Below are 25,936 nucleotides of genomic sequence, written 5' to 3' on the forward strand. Positions count from 1 at the left end.
GGTAATACTATGGCAATTTCATCCAAGGCCAAAACTTCTCCTAAAAAGAAAACTTCTGCAAAGACTTTGAAAGTTAAGAATATAAAAAAAGTTCCGATTGAAATTCAACTTCCGGAACCTACCAAAGTAGAAGCTTGGGGAATGAATCATCATTCTATTTCGCCGGTTCTTTTTCCAGAAAAGGAAGAAGATTTTAAAAATATATTTTCTTATGCGGATCAAAAAGGGCTTAAATTGACTTTTCGGGGAGGAGGCTGTAGTTACGGGGACGCAGCCACCAATACGAAAGGTACGGTGATTGATATTTCTAAGTATAATCGAATTTTGGAATTCGATTCTAAAAACGGAATTATCAAAGCGGAATCCGGAGTTACGATCAAACAACTTTGGGAATTTGGAATCGAAAAAGGTTATTGGCCCCCTGTCGTAAGCGGAACCATGTTTCCTACATTAGGCGGAGCCTTATCTATGAACATTCACGGAAAGAACAATTTTGCCGTGGGTCCGATTGGTGATCACGTTCTAGAATTTACGTTTATGACTCCGGACGGTAAGGTTCATATTTGTTCTCGTAAAAAAAATCAGGAACTGTTTTTTGCTGCTATTTCCAGCTTCGGAATGTTAGGTGTTTTTTTAACGGTCACTATACAATTAAAACGTATCTATGCAGGAAAGATGAAAGTTTGGCCCGTTGTAAGCACAAATCTTCAAGATATGTTTGATTATTTTGAAAGGGAATATAAAAATTCAGATTATCTCGTGGGTTGGGTGGACGCTTTTGCATCTGGAAATTCTCTCGGAAGAGGTTTAGTTCATAAAGCAATTCATTTAAAAAAAGGAGAAGACCCAGACTTTCCTGAAAATTGTAAATTAGAAAAACAGAATTTACCTAGTACTTTTTTAGGAGTGGTTCCAAAAGCTTGGATGTGGATATTTATGCTTCCATTTGCCAACAATTTAGGAATGAGGTTTGTCAATTTTGCAAAGTTTATCTCCGGTTATTTAACAAATAATAAACCATATCTACAGGGCCACGCGGAGTATGCGTTTTTATTGGATTACGTCCCGAATTGGAAATTTATGTATAAACCAGGTTCTATGATTCAATACCAGAGTTTTATTCCTAAGGAAAATGCAGTGGATGCATTTTCGGAAATTTTACGAATCTGTCAAAAAAGAGGAATTATAACTTGGCTTGCAGTATTCAAAAAACATAAACCAGATTCGTTTCTTTTGACACATGCATTAGACGGTTATTCAATGGCGATGGATTTTCCAGTAACTTCTATAAATCGAAAAAAACTCTGGGAGCTTGCGGGAGAGTTAGACGAAACCGTTTTGAAATTCGGTGGTAAGTTCTATTTTGCAAAGGATAGTACTCTGAGACCAGAGACTGTTCAAAGAGCGTTTCCAAAAAAGAATTTGGAAACGTTTCATTCTTTAAAAAAGAAATTAGATCCAAAAGGAATTTTGGAAACAGATCTCTATAGAAGAATTATGGGAATTTGGTAATTGGTGTTCGGTTTGAGTTCGTTTTTGACGGAAATTAAAAAAAATAAAGATCTCAAGATTTTTCTTTTTGTATTTACGTTAGGCGCTTTTTTTAGACTTTTTCGTTTGGATTTACAAAGTCCTTGGGAAGACGAATTATTTTCTATCCGGGCTTCTTCTGTAACCTCTTTAGGTGATCTTTGGAATTGGATGAAGGATGATCCTCATCCACCTTTGTATCAAACTCTTTTATATTTTTGGTTTCAACTTTTACAGCCGACTGTTTTTGTAGGTAGGTTATTGAGTGCAATTTCCGGCCTTTTGGTACCGCTTGCGTTTTACATTTTTGCGCCTGTAGAACTCAAAGGAAGAATCAAAGTTTCCGTTTCTGCTTTATTAAGTTTATCTACGGGACTCATTTATTACTCCCAAGAATTAAGATCCTATAGTCTTTTAGTTTTGTTTTGTACGATTCAACTGGCTTTTGTTTTAAAACTAGTTTATGAAAAAGAAAAAAATCCTAAATTATGTTTCAGTTTATTAGGAATTTCTTTATTAGCTTCTTATACTCATTTTTTTGGATTTATCTGGTCCGCTTCTATTTTTTTAGGAATGTTTATAGAAAAACTGATTTTTGAAAGGAAATTTTCTAAGGAGTTTTTCTTTTTCGGAATTTCTTTTGGTTTGTTGTTTTTGCCAGTGCTTTATCTATTATTCAATTCGGATAAGATAGGAATCGCCTCTTGGATACCGGAAGCTGGAACGACTGCGTTTATCGTATTTTTCGATTTGATCTTTCATTCCGGAATTCTAAAGAAGTTTATTCCTGGAATTGTAGCTTCTGTGGCTTTGTTCGTGGGATTTGTTTCTATTTATTTTCAAAAAAGTTCTTCGGAAACGAAAATGGAGGTATTGGATTTCGCTCATAAAAAATCTGTAATATTGTTTGGAATTGTTCTTACTATCTTTTCTATTGCACTTTGTGTTCTTTCTTCAATTCAGCCATTGATTACAGCTAGGAATCTCTTGGTTACGGCGCCGGTTTTATACTTTTTGATTGCAACTTTATTTTCTATTTTTCCGATTTATAAGGGAAGAAGGCTCGAATTTGTTCTCATTTTAATTTCTTTCGTATCGTTGTATTATTTTACTCGTTATTATTATAAACCGTACAAGGAACAGTGGAGAGAAAGTTCTCAGTATATTATTTCTACCGTTGTAGGACACCCAAAAGATTTTACTCTTCTTTGTTCTTCTCATGCTTATAACATGGAATATTTTCTAAAGACTGCAAAGGTTACTGGGATTGTTCCTAGACTTTACACCAAAGAAGAAGTAAATCTTTTTATTCAAGATTCTTCTAAAAAGAATTTAGTGATTTTAGAAACTTCTTGGAAGTATTTGAATTCTGAAGAATTGGAATCATTATTTATGCGTAGTAACTTTGATAGAAAAGATCAATTGTTTTACGGGATGAGAGTCGTCACGATTCGCAAAAAGTAAATTCCGGAATTTTAAACTATGAAAAAAAAGAATATCACCTATGTAATCCCGTGTTTGAACGAGGAAAAAACTCTTCCTCTTGTTTTAGAAAAATTAGTTCGGCTCAAAAAAGAATTAAAACAATATAATGTGGAAATTTTGGTTTCGGACAACGGAAGTGAAGATAAATCCGTATCCATTGCAAAAAAATATGGAGCTAAAGTAGTACATTGTAAAGAAAGAGGTTACGGAGCTGCTCTCAATTTTGGAATCATAAACGCAAACGGAGAAATTGTACTTTTTGCGGATGCGGATGATACTTACGACTTTTTAGAATCACCAGCACTTCTTGCTGAAATGGAGAAAGGTGCAGAGTTTGTGATTGGTTCTAGACTTGACGGAACTATTTATAAAGGGGCGATGCCTTTTTTACATCGTTATTTAGGAACACCGGTTATCAATTGGATTATTAATTTATTATATTCTAAAAGAGGAAATCGTGTTAGAGATTCAAATTCGGGTTTTCGTTGTTTTTTAAAAAAGAAATATCTAGAATGGGAGATAGAAAGTACTGGGATGGAATTTGCTTCTGAGATGTTGGTAAAAGCGCTTAGAAGTGGAGTTAAACTTTCTCATGTGCCAATTAGTTTACACCCAGACGTAGCGGGAAGAATTCCTCATCTAAGAACTTGGAGGGATGGGATGAGGCATCTTTTGCAGATACTCATTCATTCTCAGCAACTGTTTTATTACACTGGCTTTACTCTATTTTGGATAGGTTGGGTAGTCACAATTTTAGGGTATTTTACTGGAATTATTGCCATCGGTCCTTTTCATATTTTTGGAATTCATTCTCTTACTGTTTCTCTATTAGTCGCTACTTTAGGTCAGACCGTTTGGGCGATCGGGTTATTTTTGGCCGCTCGAAAAATTCCAGAACTCAAATTGTATTCGAAACTGATTCACTTATCCGAAGATCTTTTGTTTTGGTATTCAGCGAGAATGATATTAGTCGTAATTTTACTTTTTGCTTTTATTGTATTTCGTTGGTGGAGAAACTCTTTTCAGCTTTTGGATTTAGAGAAAGAAATTTTAATGATTAGTTTTTTAAGTGTCCAAATTTTGAATGCAATTGGACAAACGATCACTGCTCACTTATTGAAAAGGACGTAACTTACGGAATCTGCATTGCGGTTTTTCGATTGGGTTCAGAAAAAACGATAGAATTAAAAAAATAGATGCTTTTTTTGTTCTTATATAAGTGAGATTTTGGAATTTAATATATTAGAAAATTATACTTTTTGTAAAGACTAAGCTTTTGCTGATTTTTTTAAAGAACTAAACCAGAGCCAACTCGCTCAAATTACATAATGGATTGCTCAGAGTTATAGAATAAAATCCCTGATATTTTGCGATTCAAACAAGGTTTCGCAATAAAAATTAGTGATATTCAATTTAATAAAGATGGCAATTGAATTTCTACTCCTATCATCAACGCGGTTGAATAGTATCTCGATTGTTGAATGTTATACTCATTATGAAAAAAAGAAACCTTGATCAGGGCAAATCACTCTATCAATATCGAGATAAGATTTTTGTAGAATGTCCGAATTGTTCATCGATAGCGACCATTACTGTACAGGATATTCGATATAATTATCCGATTTCTCAATCTGAAACTATAAGAGTAGTTTGTTTGGCGTGTGGCTTTTATAAAAAAAGTGAAAATACTTTTTGGAAGGGAGCGATTTATGGTTCATTTAAAAAACCTTGTGGAAATTGCGGATACAAATGGATGGAAAAACACATTTATCGTGTTAAATTTTCTTCTGATACTCCAAAGACTGTAAAGTGTAAATGTCCAGTTTGTAATTATGAGACGGAAGAAAAATTACAATGGCAAAAATACTATTCAGCCACGCAAGGAATAGATCCATATTTTGGTTTGTCGTTATGGTTAAAGTTTAAAATCGGTAACCATCAAATTTGGGTATATAACGAAAGTCATATAAATGACTTAATTGATTATGTAGAATCGGATCTGAGAGAACGTATTGTTTATCCTACAAAATGGTCAATGGTTGCAAGACTTCCTAAATGGATAAAGGAAGCTAAAAATCGTAAAGTGATTGTTAAAGCATTAAAAGAATTGAATAAGAAGTTGCAAAAAAGTATCAGCGTTTTTGGTTAATTTCCTTTTACGTGTTTTATTTTAGATTTTTACAATACGATCTAACTACTATCGAGTTAAAAATTTATAATATGACTTAATCTGTGGGAACTCATACTTTTAGAAAATTTTTACTCGTGCCTAAATCACGTTAAAATGGGATTTAAATTTTGATGATGATCGCAAAACAGAAGTTTTGTACAAAAATCTGATTCTTTTTGTATTTCGTAGTAGTTCCCACAATTTACAAAATTGAACTGGTAAATCCACGATTTGTAAGAGTTCCCACATTTATTTTTTTACGAAAAAATTGACCTAAGATAAAACGGATTTCTTACGTTACGCCAAATTCTATCTTAGAGCCTTGTTTTAGTAAAAAATATTAGGGAATTTATTATATAGTTTTTGAGTAAAATTTAAGTTAAGAGCTTGTCCAAAACCTCAAAAAAATTTACGCAATCATTCTTTAGAAATTTTTAATAAAATGCAGTAGATCCTACGTTTTTGTGGAACTCAATGCATCGCTTCTATGGTCGGTGAAAATTCAGCGTCTCGTTTCTATGGGCGCCATTTTGTCTAAATAAAAAAGTTTTTGAATATTCAATGATTTGAAAGTTGATAAGTTTTTAAAGTAAAGTTTAGAATTTTTTTAGAATCTTTTTGTTTATAAAAATAGCTTGGGTCTGGAAAACGAACCGCAATTTTTTCTTTAAATTGTTTTTCTGGAAGATTTGGGTCTCTAGGCGGTTCTAAATCGTATTCTAAAATGGAATAAGACTGTATTTGATTCTTTTTGAAAGTTTCTTCCAATTGGATTGAATCTTTTTCCGTAACTGCTGCAAAGTGAATCGAGTTTAGATAAGAATAACCGATTAAATAATTTGTGAATTGTCCTTTATGAACTATAATTTTTCTAGATTGAAATTCATTTTGAATTTCTGTATAAGGTTTTATAGCACCGAATAAAATTTTAAAACCCTCTCTCGTAAATTTATAATTATAGTATAAACTAAAAAGAGCCAGAAGAACTAAAACTTTTCCAGCGTTTGGAAATTCTATATTTCTTTGATAAAGAAATATAAAAATTCCTGCAGATAAAAATATAAAACCCGATTCTAAATAACGAAGACCAAAATGATGAACTCCCGCTGTATAAGGGCTTAAAAAAGAAATCCCAAATATGGTCCCGATTCCTACGAGGCCGAAAATTGTTTCGCCTGAAAGAGTCCTTTTGCGAATTAGGTTGGAAAAAATCCCTAAAACCAAAATTGTATAGGGAGATGCTTTTAGGAATCCAGATTTAGTTTCATCTCCCAAAAGATAACCTTGAAAGATTAAAATTTGTTTTCCGAACGAGAATTGATTCATCGCGTCACCTGAACTGATAAGAAAACGGATTCCCATCGGATGGCCAGAATAAATAAAATTTAAATAACCTATCAATCCAAATGAAACGATTGCTCCAATTCCGGAAAATATTAAATATTCTTTAAGTTTTTTCCGAGTCGTTTCGGAAAATAAAGAAAGAAGTCCAAACAGAAATACAGGGAACACAGATTCGGTTCTTAAAAAGAATGAAGTCGTTGCTAAAATTCCAGAAACAAATGAGAATATTCTAAAATTTGAATCTTTAATTTCGATTTTGATTTTATTTGAAAAAAGGGATCGAATCAAAAAATATCCAAATGATAATAAAAGTAAATTATTGAGAGGAACTTCGGAAAATTCCACGGAAGATAAAACCGGAAAACTAAGTACAAAAGGAATTAAGGTGGAAATCAAAACTATCCATGCCTTATCGATAAATAAAAAAAGTATTTTATCAAAAAATAGAAAACATCCAAATAAACAAAGAAGAGGTAATAACGTAATGATTTTTGTTCCCAATAAATAGGCGAGAAGTCCGTTTAAAAGAGCAAAAAGAGGAGGATATTGAAAAAGACATTTCCGGTTTTTGTTTTCTTTGAGAAATGCCCAGGGATAGTCAAATGGAAAATATTTAAATTCTGGATCGTAAATTTTTCCTGGATAATGGCATTCCGATTCTTGGATCGCTCTAATTCCTTTTTCTGCAAACATTACAGTTTGATAATATTTAATTTCGGAATCGCTGGAAACAAATGGAATTTGATTATCCAGTTTAGAACGATTTAGAGCTAGAAATAATATTACCAGAATATAGATACAATAACGGGAGTAAGGATGAAACAGACGGTTTAGCATGGTTTATTCCGTAAATATGATATGAAAAGGATCCGTTTTTTTACCTTCTTCTAGTTCTCTCGTAACGTTCTGATCTTTTTTACTAAGAACGTCCGCTTTTTCTTTCCAGCAAACGGATGAATACGGATTTTTAATTACACATCGATTTAAAAGAGATTCTACCAAATCCTGATAATCCGGACTTTTACGAAGAATTAAAGACGCCAAAACTATATTTTCCTCGGAACGGATCCAAAATTGATTTTTTAATATTTCTTCAAATGGATGGGAGAACTTTTTACGATTTCCGGAAGGTTTTTTCTCTTTGTAAATTAGAAAATTATCAAGTTCTATTTCGTCTTGGGTAGAGGCTAAAATTAGATTTTTGAGTCTTTGTTCCCAAATTAATTGAAAAGAAAGAAAACCTAACAAAATCAATACGATCATATAAACTGTTTTAAACGAAAGATTCTGTTTGAATTTTCGGATTGGAAAACTCAGTTTTATCCGAATCAAAGATAAAGAAAGTACGACCGGAATAAAAAAATGCTGTTCCCCTAAATTGTAATCGAAGAATTCATGAACGGCAACAAACACCAAAACACCCGAAATAAATATTCCTGAATTTGTAACCTCCTTACTTTTGGAAGTTAACATTAGATAGGTGATAAACAGAAGATAGATCCCAATCCATAAAAAAAGTAATGAACCTAAAATCCCTAAACTTGTAAACGTTTCTACATAAAGATTATGAGCTTGAGGATAAGATCTAAAGGAATGCAAAAATCTATAAAAGTCTTCGTACCCGACTCTTTCTGAATTTGTTCCTGGGAGGTGGGCCAAAAGAGAATCTGCGTCTAACCCAATTCCAAAAAGTGGAAAGTTTTGAAGGACCGATTGAAAATGAAAGTTCCAAAGTGAAAATCGGATTAGAAGGGTTTCAGCATTAAAATAACGAGAAGCCGTTTCCAGAGGTGTAAAAAGTATACTTCCGATTAGTAATAAAGGAAATAGAATCGATATAGGTATTAGAATTCTAAGAGAGATTCTTTTTTTGTTCCAGAAAAATAATATGATATAAAGCGCCGCAAGTATAAAAGCCAATAAACTCGCCCGGGAATGATTAAAGAACACTAGATAGATAGAGATGATACCTACTGGGATTAAGAACCAAGAATATATACGATATTGGAACGCAGTATAAAAAACGACTAACGCAGAAAATGCGGATATGACTGCGATTGCTGATACTGGAAAACCTGCATAAGTAAGAAAAAGAGGAGGTACAAAAAAATTAAAAGGCCAAATTAAATGAACCGCAGAAAATAAATTTACAATATTCAAAAGTAAATTTAAAGAAAGAATCAAAAGAAGTCCTTTTTTAATCAATCGACTTGGATAAGAGGAAAGTAAAAAGAAGATCAAAACTCCGGAAAATAAAAGACAAAGTTGCAAAAGGGCAGATTGAGATTTATAAGAAAGTAAGGAGGAAATCAGTAAGACGAAGAAAAAAAACGAAATGATAGCGTGTAGTTTGTGGATTCGGATCCGTTTTGGAATCAGATAAAAAAAAGAAGCAATTACAAAAAGTAAAAGAGGAACCGATTTGATACTGGAAAAAAGAGGAGGGGAACACGAAAAAGCAACCGTATGAATAAATAAAAAAATCGGATGAACATTTTTAAGAAATAAATAAATTGTAAAACATAGAGAAGCAACATAGAGAAGTTTTAAATTCAACTTCTGAGGAAAATAGACAACAGGAGCTCCGTTGATTCCATTGATCGTAGAAAGTCCGATTAATAAGATACATGCTAATTGGAAAAGAGGATGAACTTTACGTCTCTTTTTTCGAAATGAAATTCCTAAACATACCGCCCAAATAAAAAAACTAAATACAACAGAATCTTTAGAAAGAGAAGGGTTGGAAGGATCGAAAAAAAATAATAGAGAGAGAGAAAAGACGAGTATTAAAAGAGGAACGGTTTTCAAATTGAGATACTGACTCATTTATCTTTTGTTAGTTCTTTTTTGGGACAATGATAAATGCAGAGTATCTTCGCTCCCCAATTTTAGCAATCAAGATTCTACGGATTGTAAAAAGGTAACACTTTTAAAAATTATAAATTATTTTGATACCATTCCCGTCTATTTTTATCTTCTCCATTTTTAAAATAATAAGAATCAAATTCAGAAAATTTTTCTTTTCGTTGTGTCACATTTAACTTCCTATATTCGTATCTATAGGTGTCCAAATAGGATTCAAAATCTACTGCGTGAAAGGATGGAATTTTAAGAAGTTCTTTCATTACGGAAGGTGAATACGTTAAAATCCTCCAAGGTGTGGAAAAATTTCCAGTGAGAAACTCGTTGTATTCCGTTTTTTCTGGAAGTCCATTTGAATAGAGAATGAGATGAATATTTCTTTCTTTGAGGTATTGTAGAGGAATAGATTTTCCATGTCCTACTCTTTCTAAATCTTTGAATTCTGTTCTTGCAATTATTGGATCGGTAAGGCCAGTTTCCGTTTCGATTGCCAGAATTGGATTTAGATAATAGATCAAAAAACATTCGGAACCTGCAAACGCTACTCTGACTTTGGATTTTTCAAAATGTTTTCTCCAAGGAAGTATTTCGTTTCGGATTCGTTCCATAGATTCTCTTTTATAAACCTGATTTTCGTCTGCGATTCCGGATACGACTGGTAATGAAAGGCCTTTGTAAATGTCCCAACGTAATAAAATTAAAATAGGGATAGAATAAAGAATCAAATATGCGGTTTTTTTGTGTTTAGAGTGTGATTGAATTAAATAGAGAATTTCTTGTTCGGTCCAAACAAAAATGAGAGGGAGAATGGGAAGATAAAATCGAGAAAACATAAAATCACCTCCAATCCAAGTATAATAACCCGCATAAAGAATTGGAAATAGAACAAGTAAAATCCAGCGAAAGTCTTTTTCTATGTTTTTACGAATCCATTGTTTTCGAATTGTCCAAAAAAAAGAAACAAGAACAAATCCTAAAATCGGTATCATACCGTAATACATTTTTAAAAAATACCAAAGATATATGAGTCCTTGAGTAAGGCGTGGACTTCCTCCTGATTTGGCGTAGAACGTATTTGGAAGTATATTTCCATAATATTCTAATTTCCAAATATAATAAAATACTGGAAGTAAATAGGTAATACAAAGAATCACTAAAGAAAAATCGAAACGAAGATTCGTATGATTTGATTTAGATTCTTGTAAAAATTTCAGAATTATATAAATGCCCGCGAGAATATGAAATAAAATTCCGTCTGGTCGATTGAGACAACTTAAAGAAGAAAGAAGGATTCCAGGTATAATTTTATAGAAATTGGTTGTTCTACAATATATTAAATGATAAGAAGCTGATAAAAGTATAAATCCGTGTAATGAAGTTTCTAATCCTCCCGTTGCAAAAATCCGATTGTGATAGAGTAAAACAAAACAAGAAAGAGCAAATGGAATAGGAGATAACTTTTTACAAAATAAAATCAGGTAAATACAAGTTCCAAAAAAAGAGAGAATTCCAAAAAAGTAACAGGCTTCTACGGGATCAATTTGATTGGAAAGATGAAATGGAATTAGCAGAATCGTCCAAAAAAAATTTGTATACCCTTCTACAAATTCTCCTTCGTTGAATACTAGACCTTTTCCGTCTGCGAAATTTTTTGCGTATCTAAGACTAATGAACGCGTCATCCGAAATCCAACGCATCCTATAAGAAGTGGTTACTCCGAATAAAATTAATACCACACTAATTGCAAAATATAAAATACGTTTCAAAATTGTGTTCCTTTTTTCATAAGCAATGTCAGGAAGTAATGTTGTTTTTTTATATTTCACGGAATTTCCTTGTAGGATTAAGACATTCCAAAAACGTGTTAATCTAAATGATCGGCATTTCTCCAAAAACGAAATTGGAATGGGATCTTTGGTTCCAATCCGGAGAAATTGTTCCTTTTTTTCAACCCATCCTTTCTGTAGAAAGGGATTCTATTTTCGGTTATGAAACTCTGGGAAGGTTTCGAGATCAATCCGGAAAAATCCATTCTTTAGGTCCTTTCTTTTTGAATGCGTTGTCCGGGGTAGAAGATCTTCAAGAAAGAAGAGAGATCTACATTCTTAAAAGAGATATTGATCGTAGTATTCGTAAAAAAGCACTTCTCCATCTTTTAAAAAATCAGAATCGATTTCCAGAAGCAAAATTATTCGTAAATATTTCCCCCGCGTATATGAGGGATCATATCGAGGAAGAAGAGGTAGATCCATATACAATTCGACTTGTGAAAGAATTTGGTTTAGATCCTTCCAAAATAGTTATTGAAATTGTAGAAGAACATTTTGACGGAAGTATAGAAAGTTTAAGACCTCTCATTTCTCGTTATAAAGAAGAAGGATTTTTAGTAGCGATTGACGATTTGGGTTCTCGTTCTTCTAATTTAGATCGAATTGGAATTTTCCATCCGGATATTTTGAAAGTAGATCTTCAGATGCTTAGGCATTCGGTCATTTCTAGAAATTTTCAGGAGATTCTTTTTACAATTTCTAGACTTTCTGAATCTCTAGGTTGTTCTCTATTGTTTGAAGGGATTGAAAATGAGACGGAACTTTTTCAATCTCTTACTTACAGCGCACGTTTTTTACAGGGATTTTATTTTGCAGAAGCCCTTCCGAATATGGTAGGTCAAGAGGAGTTAAAACTTAGATTTTCTGCTGTTCATGAATGTTTCTTAAACCATAAACGAAATCAGTTAGTAAAAAGAATTCAGTTGGAAAAAGAATTGGAAGAGAAGCTGGATCTTTCCGGAATTATAGTAAATGCAGAAGAAGAACTTTGTTCGATTCAAATCCAGAACCCTAACTTACTGAGCAATTTTGTATTTCGAATTTATGCTACCAATCTGATTGGAAGCCAGGTTTCTCCAAACTATATGAAAATTGGAAATTCTTCTATAGACATAGATTCTTCTTTTGTAGGAAGAAATTGGAGTTGGAGACCGTATTTTTTGGAACAACTTTATAAATCAATGAAGGATACTCGAGCGGAATGGATTATTAGTAATCCGTATTACGACATCAGCTACGGAATTCTTCTCGTGACGTATAGTAAAAAAATTTCTGAGCAAAATGTACTATTTGTAGATGCTCAAGTTCTTGAATATTAGAAATATATAATAAACTATTATTCAATATTTTGTTTTGAAATAATGTTTTTTATAAAAATTTGAGAATAGGGATGAGTAAAATCTTTAGAATACTATAAACTTTGAGATGAATTAGAAAACAAATTTCTGGATATTTTATATAATTCTTGAATAACGTGAATTCGTGGAGAAATTCGTTTTATCCTAAGTCAATTTTTTTGTAAAAAAATAAATGTGGGAACTCTCACAAATCGTTAATTTACCAGTTAAACTTTATAAATTGTGGGAACTACTAGGAAATACAAAAAGAATCATCTTACAATACGATTTTGCACAAATCGCTGTTTTGCGGCCATCATCAAAATTTAAATCCCATTTTACTACCCGGACGCATGAAAATAGTACCAAGTTATTAACGGCTGAATTTACGAAAAAAATAGTGGTACTTAAAAAATACCGCACATTCGGGATTTACTACATTTTAAAGCAGGATCAAAATATTCAAATTTTTGAAACAATTTAACCCAAGTATTCTATTCATGCGTCCGAGTAGTAACATGAATTCAGTGCGAGTAAAAATTTCCTCAAAGTAGTAGTTCCTACCATTTTAGAATTTGTTTGTAAAATCTTGGTTTGCAGTAGTTCTCACACCATTTTACAGACAAACCTAAGTTTTGTGGTAGTTCCCACAACTTGAACACGACAGATTCAATTGTTATAAACTTCTATTTTGAGTTTGTCCCAAAACCGTCCAATGTGGGAACTACTACGAGAATTTAACGACATTAGAACTACTCGAAACTTCACAAATTACCAATACGACTTAATTTGTAGGAACTACTGCATTTCATTAAAAATTTCTAAAGAATTATCGCATAAATTTTTCGAGGTTTTGGGACAAACTCTTTATAAATTCTGGTAATTCCCATATTTAAAGAATCAATTTGTAAAGTTCAAATTCCAACTTTTTCCAGAATTACGTCGAACTTTAGGTTGAATAATAAGCGAAGCTTACGTTATTCGGATATATAATAAAATACTAACATTTTGCATTGAAATACGACTTTCCAATAATATAATAGAGTTATTGAAAAATTCATAGTGGAAATTAACAAAACTGCTTTAATGTTCTTTTCAATGTAACGGAAGTAGATGGAGAATTAATTTTTCAACAACTCTAATATTTAATTTTGTAGGAATGAGTATTTGAAATTTCAGGATAACGTTTGAGTTCAAAATTGGCTTTGAATTGGGTTAGCTTCTACAAGAAGTCTATTGACGTTATCTATATATTTCTTTCTTTCTCCCGGCCTATAAGAGTTTCCTTCGATAGAAAGACCAACGTATAAGTTTCCTTCTGTATCTTTAGTGACCGAACGAATGACTCCAAACGCTGTAAGTGGTGCTTGCATTTTGAAAAAAATATCAAATGTAAATCCGGCTCTTTTGATAAAGTCTTGATTTAAATCTGGATGATTGATTTTCACTTTCAAACCTCCCGTAGAAATATTTACGATTGGGAATCTTTCTTTTACAAGAATGGTGTTTGACTCGCGAATTCGATCTACCATTTCGAAAGTAAGAGTTTTGATTTCCATTACTTCTAAAATATCAATTTCTCTGCTACGGTTTTGAGCGTGTACAAATCCGATCGGGATTGCTTGCTCTTCATGACTTAAGTAAATTACAGGAACGATTAGCTCTGATTTTATTTTTTGATTCGCATATTCAATGATTCTTTTATGAACGTCTTCTTCATCTCCCAACTCTGCGGCGTAGTCTATAAAGTCCTCTTGATTGTATGCCGCATAACTTTGTTCTTTTTGAGTATTTGAAATATAAAGAATCTTACGAGTTTTTTTTACCAGATCGAATTTATCTCCGATCGTTCCAAATACGTCTACTTTTAGAAAATCGTATTTTGACTTCAGCTTTGTTTCGTAGTCTGCAAAATTTACTTTTACGGAAGTGGGGATGTTAAATAAGTTTGCGTCGATTGTAGTTTTGCTAGTACGGATATTCGTAATCCAAACGGTTCCTTCTGGAGGTACGATTCGGTTGAGACTTCTTTCTTTGCTCGCGATCGAAATTTCCGAAACGGAAAGAATAAATTGATTGTTAGGTTTTTCATCGATAACCTCACAACTGAGTTCTACATATTTTGCCAATAGTTTTGCGAGGGTAACATGAGAGTTTAACGGAAGTGCGTTAGGCGTTTGTGTTTGAACCAGTATTTTTGTGGCGTCTTTAGAAACTTGAAGAATTTTGACGATTTGTTTTAAGGAATTGGAAGTTTGGGCTATAATATCTGTTTGTACTAGAAATTTAGAAATAATATGAAACTTTTTAGTAGGGTCCGAGATCGTTTCCTTCTCTCTTTTTTTTCTCTGAATTGTTTCCATAGTTTTTCAAAGCGAACGAGGGGAAATTCTCTTGATCTTAGTTCTCAGTTTACCTTTTATGTACTAGGTAATGTCAAACCAAACTTACCGCGACTCCGAATATTTAGACGGACTATCTGGAGAGGAATTATTCAATCTTCAGATTGGTCTAACTTACAGAGATTTTCTCGTTCTACCTGGATTTATCGACTTCCATCCTTCTGAAGTTGAGCTTGAAACCAGACTGACCAGAAATATAAAATTGAAAAGACCTTTTATCAGTTCTCCTATGGACACAGTTACCGAATCCCAGATGGCGATTGCCCAAGCACTTATGGGAGGGATCGGGATCATTCATTATAACAATACGATCGAAGAACAGGTTGCACTTGTAGAAAAGGTAAAACGTTTTGAAAACGGATTTATCACAGATCCGGTGATTTTAGGGCCAAAAAACGTCATTCGTGATTTAGATGCAATTAAAGAACGTAAAGGATTTACAGGAATTCCGGTAACTGAGGATGGAACAAGAAATTCTAAACTTATCGGAATCGTAACAAACAGAGATATAGATTTCGAAAAAAATAGAGAAATCACCTTGGACAAAGTGATGACTACCAATCTAATTACTGGAAAAGAGGGGATCACTTTACAAGACGCAAACGAAATCATCAAAAAATCTAAGATCGGAAAACTTCCGATTGTAGATTCTCAAGGAAAATTAGTATCTCTTGTAAGTCGTTCCGATTTAAAGAAAAATAAAGAATTCCCAGATGCCTCCAAAGACGAAAGAAAAAGGCTTCGTTGTGGAGCTGCAGTTTCTACTTTGCTGGAATCTAGAGATAGAGTGGCTGCGTTGTATGAAGCGGGAGTAGACGTGATCATCATCGATTCTGCCCAAGGAAATTCTAATTACCAAATCGAAATGATTCAATTCATTAAAAAGGAATTTAAAAATCTAGACATAGTTGCAGGAAACGTAGTGACACGTGCTCAAGCAGAAAATCTAATTCGTGCGGGTGCGGATGGGCTTCGAATTGGAATGGGCCCCGGTTCTATTTGTATTACTCAAGATACAATGGCAGTGGGACGTGCTCAAGCGACTGCAATCTATCAAACTGCAAAACATTCCGCAAAGTATGACGTTCCTGTAATTGCAGATGGTGGAATTTCTAACATAGGAGATATTGCAAACTCACTCGCGATTGGTGCGTCTACGTGTATGATGGGGTTTATGTTTGCCGGAACCACAGAAGCTCCCGGAGAATATTTTTATGAGAACGGGATTCGCCTTAAAAAATACAGAGGAATGGCGTCCATCGAAGCTATGAAAGCAGGTGGAGATAAACGTTATTTTAACGAAGGTCAAAAAGTAAAGGTGGCTCAAGGAGTCAGTGGGTCCGTAGTAGACAGAGGATCGATTTTGAATTTTATTCCTTACCTATCTCAAGGTCTCAGATTATCCTTTCAAGATATGGGTTATAAATCCATACCCGAAATTCATAAAGCTCTTAGGGATGGGAAACTGCGTTTTGAAAGAAGGTCCGAATCCGCACAGGCTCAGGGTTCAGTACATGGACTCTATTCTTTTAGTGCTCCTACTATGAGGGCGGAGTAATTGGATCGGATTCTTGCGTTTACGTTTGGTTTTTTTGCTCTTGTAGTATTGAGCAAAGAAATAAACTCGCAAGGATCTGCTATAAGAGTCGCTCAGGAATTAGTTGCTAGGCTCGATCAGGTTCTCGTAAAATCAAATCAAGGTTTGATCAAAGGGAATTTGATTCTAATCCGAAGAAACGGAGAAACCTGGAATTGGGATGTAAGTATATTCAGAAAAGAAGATGATACACTTTATTTATTTGAAAGTAGTGGGAAAGGACTCGAATATAAAATTTTAATTAAGGATGAAGGTGAACAGATTTACATATTTAATGCACTTTCTAAAAAGATTTTTAGAAAAGTAGACGAGGAGAAATACGAATCTCATTTGGCGACCGGATTTAGTTTTATGGATTTATCCGGAGCGTCCTATCAGGCAAATTATAATCCTATCGTACAGAGTGATCTTAAAACCGCGGATCAATCTTTTAAAAGAGTTTCTCTCAAACCAATCATACCGTATTTTTATTCTAAGTTAATTTTGCTTTTGAGTTTGGATTCGTTAAAACCTACAAGATTGGATTTTCATGATCGGGACGGAGTATTATTTAAAACGATGAATATCAAATACGGACCCGTAAAAGTGAAACAAAATCAAAAGACTACAAAAGAAGAACACGCAAATCGACTTGAGATGTTAGATTTGAATACCGGATCTGTTAGTGTATTAGAATATATTGAAATAGATAAGGAAGTAAAACCAGATCCTTCTCTTTTTGATCTAGCCAATTTAAATCGATAGGGTTTTATTTTGAAAGAGGCGATTCTTTTCAGAAGAGAATGGAATGAAGAATATCCTTTTCATTTAAACAAAGAAGAAATTTCCCATTTAAAAGCGCTTCGGATTTTTTCAGAAGATAAAAATTTAAGAGTATTGAACGGAATTGGAACCGAATGGATTTATGAGATTCCAGGAAATTCAGTTCAAGGGATTTTCAAAAAGACGATCACTCATTTGAAATCGGAAAGGGTTTCCGCGGTTGCGACAGCTATTCCTAAAGGAAATCGATTGGAGTGGTTGTTACAAAAAGGAACCGAATTGGGTTTGACTCATTTTTATTTTTTAAATTTCGAACAATCGGATCGAAAGGATTTCAATTTGAATCGGGCTCAAAAGATCGTGGAAGAGGCATCGATTCAATCAAAAAGAATTTTTCTTCCAGAAATAGTTTCCCCGGTTTCGTTGAAAGAATTTTTGATTTCGCAAAAGAAACAAAATCTTTCTATCTATCGATTGGATCCGCAAGGGGAATGGAAACTAAAACCTGAATTCTTTCAAAATGCAATTTGGATCATAGGTCCGGAGGGTGGTTTTCGAGAGAAGGAAATTCTTTTGCTCCAAGAAAGAAATATACCTGGAATTAAGGTAGGGGATACAATTCTAAAAATAGAGACCGCTGTAGTTTTTACGGCCTCGTTATTTCGTTATTCTACTATTTGTTGAGATTGTTGAATTGAATGAGCAAATTAAGAACGTTACAGTTATTAGAACAATTACTCGTACATGTGTTGAGTGCCTGTAAATTTGCGTTTGTTACGGTTTCTCCATAAGTGGCTCCGCAAGCTGCGTTACAGGAATCGATTGTTCCACCTGGACCACAAGATAACATATAGTTTGTAATCGCTTTTTCTTTCGTGGTATCCTTTCTTGCGTTACAGTTTGACATCACGATGAAAAAGAAGAATGAAAGAAGTAGGATCGAAAATAATTTCCTCATAAATGTATAGTTGCCAATGTAGGAATTCTACGTAAATCAAAAAAGATTGGACGTTTAAAGATTCCTAAACCAAACTTTCTAGAAACCATTTCACGAATGGAATTAAAATCCAATTCATTTTTTCAAACTTAAATTGAAGAGTATTTTGTCTTATGTAATGTTTTGGAATTGAGCCTTACTTTGAGTTTGTTACAAAACCGTTCAATATGGGAACTCATACAAAAATTATAATAAAAAAAGAATGTTAAAAAACTATAATTATACAGTACAATGGTTTTGTGGGAACTACCACATTTTATTGAAGATTCAAAAGTAATTTATTCTAGGCGTTCTTTATTGAAAAAAACTTAGTGATTCTCCGGTTCTCTAAATATAGTAAATAAGATATTGGGTTTAGTGAAACTATAGTATGATCTATCTTTTTTTAATGAAGTTTGGCTTATTAGAATATTTGAAACTAAAGGTAGTATGTGATAGTTTTCAGGTTTTAGAGAAACAAAAAGGTGCATTTATGAATTCGATGTTACAAATTAAAAGATGGGATTGGATCGATTTCAAATCGTAAGGTTGATTGAGTGAGAGCAAACAGTTTTCCTTGGCGAGTGCCTGGAATTTATCCTATCCTCGATTTAGATTTTTGTAAAAGTAGAAATCTGGATTATTTCAGTCTTCCGAAATTTTGGATAGAATATCCAGATCTAATTCCTTTTATACAGATTCGGGCTAAGTCAGCTTCTATAAATGAATTAGAATTTATAGTAAAATCGTTACAGGATTTATATCCGGATTTGTTTTGGATTGTCAACGACTTCTGGAAACAGGCTATTGAATGGAATTGTTTTGGAGCTCATGTCGGAAAAGAAGATTATGAAGCTTTGAATTTAGAAGAAAAGAATACACTCTTTAAATCTAAACTCTATTTGGGTACGTCCTCTCATACTCTGGAAGAAGTAAGCGAGTTGGATTCATCTCTTTGGAACTATACTGGATTAGGCCCCATTTTTCCGACAGAGAATAAAGAGGATGCAAAGTCTCCAATTGGAACGAAAACTTTAAATAAAATCAAGAATGGAAATTACTTACCTGTAACTGTGATCGGTGGACTCAAAGTTGAAAATTTAGATCTGATCTTAAAGGAAGGGTCCTTTTTAATTTCGAGTATATCCATGGCTTGTTTAGAAAATGAATTTAGGACCGCCGCCACGAAATTACGGAAATAAATTTAGGTAAGTTTCAATTGACTCTAAGTTTATGTCGTATAGTATGCCTTTAAGATGAAAAAGCCAGGTGAAATTATACATCTATCCGCAAAGGATGACAGAGATTATCTTTTGGATTATCAGGTAATTCAAACGGAGACGTTAGGAAAAACCGATATTTTAGGAGTCCAGTTTGATAATGTAACTCAAGATGAATCCGTGGCTAAAATTTATAGACTTATGGAGGAAAAGGAAAAGTTTCATCACATTCTTTTTTTAGATCCGATTAAAATCATGTCGGTTCGAAAGGGAAAAAAACTCCATAGAATTACTGAAAAAGCCACTATGATTCTTGCGGAAGGCGCGGGATTACAATGGGCGGCGACTCGTCTTAGGAGAGTTCTTAAGGAAAGAATTTCTCCGATAGCTTTGATGATGGATTTGGTTCGTCTTTGCGAACTTAGAAATTATTCTATCTTTATGTTAGGTGGTAAAGAAGACATTATTGAAAGAGTGTATTTTACTCTTTCAAGACATTTTCCTGGAGTGAGAATTGTAGGAAGGCACGCTGGTTATATGAATCCTCAGAGGGAATTGATGGTAAAGGAATCGATTCGTAAGACGAGCCCCAATCTGATTTTTCTTGCAATGGATTTTCCGGAACAAGAAATTTGGATTGAAAACAATACAGCATTCTTTGGACACTCCGTGATCATTGGGGTTGGCGGCTCTTTGGATATTCTTTCCGGGAAAGTAAGAAAGGCTCCTAATTTTTTTAAACTCAAAGGGCTCATTTGGTTGTGGAGAATTCTTTCTAAACCTTGGAGACTTTTTCGTTTTTTTAGAATGTTCCAATTCTTTACTTTAGTATTCTTTAAATCTCTCTTCCAAAAGAAATCTTAGTAACTTGAGTTCAGTTGTAAAGAACTGAATTTTTATAAAGAGATTATCTAAAAATCTAGAAACTATCTTAATTAACGTGAGTTCGGCTATGATTCATTTTTCTGAAAAAGGTTGGAATCTGAATTTTACAGATCGATTCTTTAAGTGTAGGAACTACCACAATTTATAAACTAGAAGTTTTATAACGCTTGAATTTGTGGTATTCAAGTGTGAGAATTACCACAAAACTTAGGTTTATCTATAAAATGATGTGGGAACTACTGCAAATCACGATTTTACAAATAAATTCTAAAATTGTAGGAACTACTATTTTTAGAAAATTTTTACTCAGCCGAACTCCCATTAAAATGGGATTTAGATTTTGATCATGGCCGCAGAACAGCGGTTTTGTGCAAAAATCTGATCGGATGATAATTCTTTTTGTATTTCCTAGTAGTTCCCACTTTACAAAGTTTAACTGGTAAATTAACGATTACAAAAGTTCACACATTTATTTTTTTGAATATAATAAAATTAAAAATTACTTGCCTTTGATTTCAAAAAATATAAATTTATATACATGACGAATTTGTCTTTTTTGACATTGATGGTCACCACCTTTTTGGGATTTGGATCTATTTTAGGTTTTCTTCATACAATTTGGAAATATTTATCTTCTTAACTTCAAGTGTCGAGACAAGAAACGAAGTCCGAAATTTAAGAGTTAAGGTCGAAAGTTCAAGATATAAAGATGGAAATGAGTAACTTATGTTCCGAAGTCAAAAAAGACTTTCATAAATTAGAAAACCGTTTTGATGTTTCTTACTCTATTCTTAGAAATAAAATTGATGTTCTAATAGATAGTTTAGTGATTCGATTTATAAACGATGTTCCGCGTAAAAAAAGAATTCCAGGCTAAAATCAATCCATCCATGGTCACGATTGGAATCGATAGAATTATTGAAAAATTAATTCTCCATCTGTTTTTATTGTATTGAAATGGAAAATTGAGGTAGTTTTGGCAATCCCACTATGAAATTTTTCAACAATTCTAATTTTATTCTGGTCTCATCAACGGAAATAAAATGGTATCTCGAATCGAATGAGAATTCGTCAAAAGCATTACCAGACGATCGATTCCAATTCCGAGCCCGCCGGTAGGAGGCATTCCATATTCCAAAGCTCGTATGTAATCCTCGTCCATCATAAACGCTTCGTCGTCTCCAGCCTCTCTTTGTTTTACCTGATCTTCAAATCTTTCTTTTTGATCAAAAGGATCATTTAACTCGGTAAAGGCGTTTCCGATTTCTCTTCCGGCTACGTATGGTTCGAATCTTTCCACATAACCAGGTTTATCTGGGTTAGATTTTGCAAGAGGAGAAAGTTCTTTCGGATAATCGGTGATAAAGATCGGTTGAATCAGATTTGGTTCTGCTTTTTCGGAAAAAACTTCATCCGCTACTTTCCAAATTGTTTGGCATTTGGAAACGTCTACTTTTAATTCCGAAGCTTTTTTCTTGGCTTCTTCCAGAGAAATAATCTGACTAAAATCAATTCCACTGTATTCTTTGATAATATCCACATAAGTAGTTCTTTTCCAAGGAGGAGAAAGATCGATTAAATCCTTGCCGTATTGAATTTTTAAAGTTCCACAAATTTTTTGGGCCAGGTGAGTAATGAGTCTTTCCGTAAGATCGAGCATCGTACTCATATCTCCAAATGCCATATAAGCTTCCATCATCGTAAATTCAGGATTGTGTTTTGTAGAGATTCCTTCGTTTCTAAAATTTCGGTTGAGTTCAAAAACTCGATCCATTCCGCCAACGATCAAACGTTTGAGATAAAGTTCTGGAGCGATTCTTAGAAATAATTGCATATCCAGAGTATTATGATGAGTGACAAACGGTCTTGCAGCAGCACCTCCCGCAATCGGTTGCATCATAGGTGTTTCCACTTCTAAAAATCCTTCTTGAGTCAGAAAACTTCTAATTTCAGAAACGATTTTACTTCTTGTAATAAATGTATCTCTAACGTGATCGTTTACTATTAAGTCCACATAACGCATTCTATATCTTTGTTCTACGTCGGCAAACGCATCGTAGACAACCCCGTCTTTTTCTTTTACTACGGGAAGAGGGCGGATACATTTTGAGAGCAGTTCCACCGATGTGACGTGTAACGTAATCTCTCCTTTTTGGGTTTTAAAAAGATATCCTTCCAAACCGATAATATCTCCCAAATCAAGGGATTTAAAAATGGAGTATTGAGTTTCACCTAAATCGTCTTTAGTAGCATAAAGTTGTATGATTCCGGAGTTGTCTTTGAGATGAGCAAAACTCGCTTTCCCCATTACTCTTTTGGAATGTAGTCTTCCGCCTAACTTAAATTTGGTTTCTGGACCAGTCGGATTTTTTTCGAACTTTTCGGCTATGTCTTTCGATTTGGAATCCGGGAAAAAACGAACCGGGTAGGGATTGATTCCCTGTTTTTTTAATTCTTCGATTTTCTGAATTCTTTGTTCAATGAGTTCATTTGATTCTGACATTTTCGATTTTATTTTCCTGGGAGTATTTGATAAAAGGTTCTGGCTAAATTTAAAAATATAATTTCAAATCCTTCTTCACTTAAAAACCAATTTCCGATACCAATTTTATCTGACAAAGGAACCACATGAACCTTCAAACCCGCCGGGCCTAAAACGGATTCATATAATCTTTGATTAAAAGAGGATTCAAATCTTTTGGAGAGAATTAGAATATTCTTAAGTTGTCTATCTAAACAAATTTTTAAAAGAGATTTAGAAAAATTTTTAGCACCCGTAGGATACGGTTCGAGTTTATAAATTAGAATTTTGGATTCGTCCACTCCTAAAGAAACGAGAGAATTTTGTATTTCGGAAGTTAAATCTTGAATTACACCTAAGTTGGAGTGAGCAGTTGCAGGAGAATAAAGGACGATTAGAATTCCAGCATATCCTTTTTTGAATCCGTCCGCTGCGTTTTTAAGCACGTCTTGAGGAATCGTTTCCTTTGCTTCTAAGATCAGAGCGTCACTTTTAGGAAAAGGGCGGTCTTGGATTAAAAAAAGAGGACTTGAAAAAATCAATCCTAGGATTGAAATCAAAGCCAGAAAAAATCCGGAAAAAAATAACCGCGCCTTGTATAAAACTTCTTGTACGGATACTGGTCCTGGATTTACAGACATAGAACGAGAGTTTTTTCCAGGAACGAAATTACAAGAGGAAATTAGGATGTTATCTTTCTTGTAGATCCTTAGCTCCTTCTAAATCGATCGCAACTCTTTGTTCTACCCAATGAGACACCGTATCTTCTGGAGGTCTGTTTATAGAAAGAAGAATATCTTCCCAACACGATCTCAGTCCTATAAATTTAAAAATCGCATAACCTAAAAGAATGGCGTTTCCTAAGTTGTAGATCGAATAGATCCAGTTTCGATACATGTAGTTTGTGATAAACCCAAATAATAATTGAGCCAAAAGAGAAAATTCTGCCACTATGTAGAGAGAAGGCATAGAGGTTCTGCCGATCACTTTTGGGGTTCTGCTGAATGGAATTTGTTTTCCAGTAATTGCTTGATTGATCGACATAAAAACTCCTGCTAAATTTACAGGAATCAAAAGTAGATTGAGAGAATAGATTTGAATCAGATCAATCCATTTATATCCCATTCTAACTAAATCCATTCCGTATAAAATAAAATACGGCAAAGAGGAAATTGCGATCCAATACGTTTCTACCCCTTCCCCTAAGGGACTTCCCATAAGAATGACAAGGCCAATATTCACCGCTGCGATCGAACCAAGGTAGTGAACTCGAAAGAATGCTTCTATAAATTTTGTAAAATTCCAGGGCCATCTAAATACGTGACGCAATAATTTAGGAAGGATGATCAATCCCCCATTGGCCCATCTTCTTCTTTGAATTAGAAGGGAACCAAAGTCTGGAGGGGTTGCACTATAGGCGAGTCTTTCCGGATAATTATAAAGATTCCAATTCACATCCAAAAGATCAATACTAGATTCAGTATCTTCTATTACAGTATTGTCTTGGATGTATTTATGAATTTGAAAACCTCTTTCCTCGTATATAGTTTGGATATCTAAAAGCGCTTTGTAACGAAGCATTGCATTTGCACCTACCCAAAACGTTGCTCCAAAATTGGTAAATCCTTGATGAATCTGATATTGAATGTCTGTGGTTGCACCGGCTATTTTTTCTAACACGTTAGACGCTCCTGGAAAGGAACTGTAAGGGGTTTGCGCCACTGTAATCCTTTCGTTTCCGGGAGTTTTCATAACGTATGATAATTTTAGAATATAGTCTGGAAGAAGCACACTGTCCGCGTCCAAGGTAATTAAAAAATCCGCACTAGGAATTTCAAATGAGGAATCGTTTTGAGATTCTTCTAAAAAAATTCCTTTAGAATCTTTTTTTTCTATCCATCTTTTTCCTAAAAGATATATGTAACTGTTAAGGTTCATGGCTTTGTTAGGAAGATGAGAAAGGTTTACGTATTTTTTTCTTTCAAAGGTAGAAAAGTTTACGTTAAACAGTGAAACTAGACGATTGAATTCCTTTTCGATTCTATAAGAATCTGCTCCCCCTTTTGTTAAAAGAAATTCTAATTCGGAAATTCTTTTTGAATGTAGATTACACCATTCTTTAAAAAAAGAATTTCTCATAAAAGTTCGAGTATGTTCCGGAAGTTCCTTTCGGATTGTAGAATCGTCGTATTCGTTCATACGATTTTGAAACCAAAGGAATGCGTTTTTATAGAGTTGAATTAGTAGTTTTGTTTCTTTCTGAGGTTTGGATTTATTTGAATTTTTACGTTCTAAATATCCTTTTTTTGCCTGAAGAAAAGGATAAGCAGCTTCGTTAAATTCTTTTTGAAGAGAATTTGGTAGATTTCTCATGTTTTGGAGAGATTCAAAAGCAGCATAACTTTTAGGTTCAGGAGGATCATCAATCAGTAATACAATTCTTCGGTTTGGATAATCTTGAAGAGCCGCAGAAAGAAGGGTTTCTCGAACTATATCCAATTCTTCTTTGTAAGAAGGAATTAAAATTGCTAAAGAGGGACAGTCTTCTTTATAAATTTTTTCCAATTCTTCGCGATCTGGAGAAGAATGTTTCAAAAGTCTTTGAAAATAGCCTAAACGAGTAAATTGATAAACGAAGTTACCATAGGTCAATAAAACAATGATAATAAAAAATGCAATTTGTCCTATGGCTGCGAAGGATCTATGATCGAGAAGTTGTTCCCAGAAAACTTTGAACATCTCTAAACACGCAAAAGCGCAGGCAACGATCGTTAAAAGAAGAAAAATTTTTGTGATTCGAATCTGATTCTGACAATACTGTTTATTCTTTGAATGTGTCGATTCCATTACGGAAGCTAGATTGGTTTTCATTTAGATATACTTAAACTTTACTATAAACAGAACTATACTTTCTTAATGGAATCATAATACTTGATTCTATAGGGAAAAATTGATTTCAAAGTATCTTAAAGTAAGTGTCACGTTGATAAACTATTTTGCCTTAGTTGGAAAGTAG

Annotated in this window: 20 protein-coding genes; 12 read left to right on the forward strand and 8 right to left on the reverse strand. The window is 33.7% G+C overall.

What is annotated here, in order from left to right; all coding sequences use genetic code 11:
* Window positions 1–9 precede the first annotated feature (9 nt).
* The 4 genes from BW942_RS13465 to BW942_RS13480 all read left to right on the forward strand — a co-directional run bounded on the left by BW942_RS13465 (window position 10) and on the right by BW942_RS13480 (window position 5,164).
* Window positions 10–1,512 carry an FAD-binding oxidoreductase gene (locus BW942_RS13465; protein WP_001018374.1) on the forward strand — a complete coding sequence of 501 codons (1,503 nt, stop codon included), beginning with the start codon at window positions 10–12 and terminating at the stop codon, window positions 1,510–1,512.
* Window positions 1,513–2,994: a glycosyltransferase family 39 protein gene (locus BW942_RS13470; protein ID WP_000231203.1), complete on the forward strand. Its 1,482-nt coding sequence runs from the start codon at window positions 1,513–1,515 to the stop codon at window positions 2,992–2,994.
* 18 nt (window positions 2,995–3,012) lie between these two features.
* Window positions 3,013–4,146, forward strand: coding sequence for a glycosyltransferase family 2 protein (locus BW942_RS13475; RefSeq protein ID WP_000728671.1), 1,134 nt, complete (start codon window positions 3,013–3,015; stop codon window positions 4,144–4,146).
* A gap of 364 nt (window positions 4,147–4,510) precedes the next feature.
* Window positions 4,511–5,164 (forward strand): hypothetical protein, encoded by a 654-nt coding sequence (locus BW942_RS13480; RefSeq protein WP_000747126.1) that lies wholly within the window; start codon window positions 4,511–4,513, stop codon window positions 5,162–5,164.
* Window positions 5,165–5,743: 579 nt separating this feature from the next.
* Here the strand turns inward: BW942_RS13480 and BW942_RS13485 are convergent.
* From BW942_RS13485 to BW942_RS13495, 3 genes are all read right to left on the reverse strand, one after another.
* A complete protein-coding gene (locus BW942_RS13485) occupies window positions 5,744–7,366 on the reverse strand; it encodes an LA_3751/LA_3752 family putative glycosyltransferase (protein WP_000934683.1) in 1,623 nt (540 codons plus the stop codon).
* Window positions 7,367–7,369: 3 nt separating this feature from the next.
* On the reverse strand, window positions 7,370–9,355 hold the full coding sequence (locus BW942_RS13490; RefSeq protein WP_000085100.1) for an O-antigen ligase family protein: 1,986 nt from the start codon (window positions 9,353–9,355) through the stop codon (window positions 7,370–7,372).
* Window positions 9,356–9,465: 110 nt separating this feature from the next.
* On the reverse strand, window positions 9,466–11,217 hold the full coding sequence (locus BW942_RS13495; protein WP_000875640.1) for a hypothetical protein: 1,752 nt from the start codon (window positions 11,215–11,217) through the stop codon (window positions 9,466–9,468).
* 47 nt (window positions 11,218–11,264) lie between these two features.
* Between BW942_RS13495 and BW942_RS13500 the strand changes: the two genes are divergently transcribed.
* Window positions 11,265–12,539, forward strand: a complete 1,275-nt coding sequence (locus BW942_RS13500) for an EAL domain-containing protein (protein WP_000579450.1) — start codon at window positions 11,265–11,267, stop codon at window positions 12,537–12,539.
* Between the two features lie 1,211 nt (window positions 12,540–13,750).
* Here the strand turns inward: BW942_RS13500 and BW942_RS13510 are convergent.
* Window positions 13,751–14,920 (reverse strand): DUF1577 domain-containing protein, encoded by a 1,170-nt coding sequence (locus BW942_RS13510; protein WP_000447930.1) that lies wholly within the window; start codon window positions 14,918–14,920, stop codon window positions 13,751–13,753.
* Window positions 14,921–14,990: 70 nt separating this feature from the next.
* Here BW942_RS13510 and guaB point away from each other — a divergent pair, with 70 nt between their 5' ends.
* From guaB to BW942_RS13525, 3 genes are read left to right on the forward strand one after another with little or no spacing between them, the layout of a single operon-like run.
* Window positions 14,991–16,517 carry an IMP dehydrogenase gene (gene guaB / locus BW942_RS13515; RefSeq protein ID WP_000070955.1) on the forward strand — a complete coding sequence of 509 codons (1,527 nt, stop codon included), beginning with the start codon at window positions 14,991–14,993 and terminating at the stop codon, window positions 16,515–16,517.
* Entirely contained in the window at window positions 16,518–17,300 is a 783-nt protein-coding gene (locus BW942_RS13520) for an outer membrane lipoprotein-sorting protein (protein WP_000374062.1), read from the forward strand.
* Between the two features lie 9 nt (window positions 17,301–17,309).
* The gene (locus tag BW942_RS13525) at window positions 17,310–18,002 is read left to right on the forward strand and encodes a 16S rRNA (uracil(1498)-N(3))-methyltransferase (RefSeq protein WP_000656570.1); all 693 of its coding nucleotides are present in this window, start codon (window positions 17,310–17,312) and stop codon (window positions 18,000–18,002) included.
* Here BW942_RS13525 and BW942_RS13530 read toward each other — a convergent pair.
* A complete protein-coding gene (locus BW942_RS13530) occupies window positions 17,992–18,276 on the reverse strand; it encodes a hypothetical protein (protein WP_001228481.1) in 285 nt (94 codons plus the stop codon). The genes BW942_RS13525 and BW942_RS13530 overlap by 11 nt on opposite strands.
* Window positions 18,277–18,851: 575 nt before the next feature.
* Here BW942_RS13530 and BW942_RS13535 point away from each other — a divergent pair.
* The 3 genes from BW942_RS13535 (at window position 18,852) to BW942_RS21535 (ending at window position 21,276) form a co-directional block, all read left to right on the forward strand.
* Window positions 18,852–19,496: a thiamine phosphate synthase gene (locus BW942_RS13535; RefSeq protein WP_001202539.1), complete on the forward strand. Its 645-nt coding sequence runs from the start codon at window positions 18,852–18,854 to the stop codon at window positions 19,494–19,496.
* 54 nt (window positions 19,497–19,550) lie between these two features.
* Window positions 19,551–20,378 carry a WecB/TagA/CpsF family glycosyltransferase gene (locus BW942_RS13540; protein WP_000742876.1) on the forward strand — a complete coding sequence of 276 codons (828 nt, stop codon included), beginning with the start codon at window positions 19,551–19,553 and terminating at the stop codon, window positions 20,376–20,378.
* 730 nt (window positions 20,379–21,108) lie between these two features.
* Entirely contained in the window at window positions 21,109–21,276 is a 168-nt protein-coding gene (locus tag BW942_RS21535; RefSeq protein ID WP_000426056.1) for a hypothetical protein, read from the forward strand.
* A 138-nt stretch (window positions 21,277–21,414) separates the two neighbouring features.
* Here the strand turns inward: BW942_RS21535 and lysS are convergent, their stop codons facing one another.
* Both lysS and BW942_RS13550 read right to left on the reverse strand, forming a co-directional pair.
* Entirely contained in the window at window positions 21,415–22,902 is a 1,488-nt protein-coding gene (gene lysS, locus BW942_RS13545; protein ID WP_000004519.1) for a lysine--tRNA ligase, read from the reverse strand.
* Window positions 22,903–22,910: 8 nt separating this feature from the next.
* Complete coding sequence (locus BW942_RS13550; RefSeq protein ID WP_306294424.1) at window positions 22,911–23,480, reverse strand: hypothetical protein; 570 nt, start codon at window positions 23,478–23,480, stop codon at window positions 22,911–22,913.
* Between BW942_RS13550 and BW942_RS22135 the strand changes: the two genes are divergently transcribed.
* Window positions 23,398–23,625, forward strand: a complete 228-nt coding sequence (locus tag BW942_RS22135; RefSeq protein WP_306294425.1) for a hypothetical protein — start codon at window positions 23,398–23,400, stop codon at window positions 23,623–23,625. The two genes, BW942_RS13550 and BW942_RS22135, sit on opposite strands and share 83 nt — an antisense overlap.
* Here BW942_RS22135 and BW942_RS13555 read toward each other — a convergent pair.
* Window positions 23,611–25,791 carry a glycosyltransferase family 2 protein gene (locus BW942_RS13555; RefSeq protein WP_017861865.1) on the reverse strand — a complete coding sequence of 727 codons (2,181 nt, stop codon included), beginning with the start codon at window positions 25,789–25,791 and terminating at the stop codon, window positions 23,611–23,613. The two genes, BW942_RS22135 and BW942_RS13555, sit on opposite strands and share 15 nt — an antisense overlap.
* Between the last annotated feature and the right edge of the window lie 145 nt (window positions 25,792–25,936).

Origin of the sequence: Leptospira interrogans, from assembly GCF_900156205.1 — a bacterium.
In the GTDB taxonomy this organism is placed as follows: Bacteria; Spirochaetota; Leptospiria; order Leptospirales; family Leptospiraceae; genus Leptospira; species Leptospira interrogans.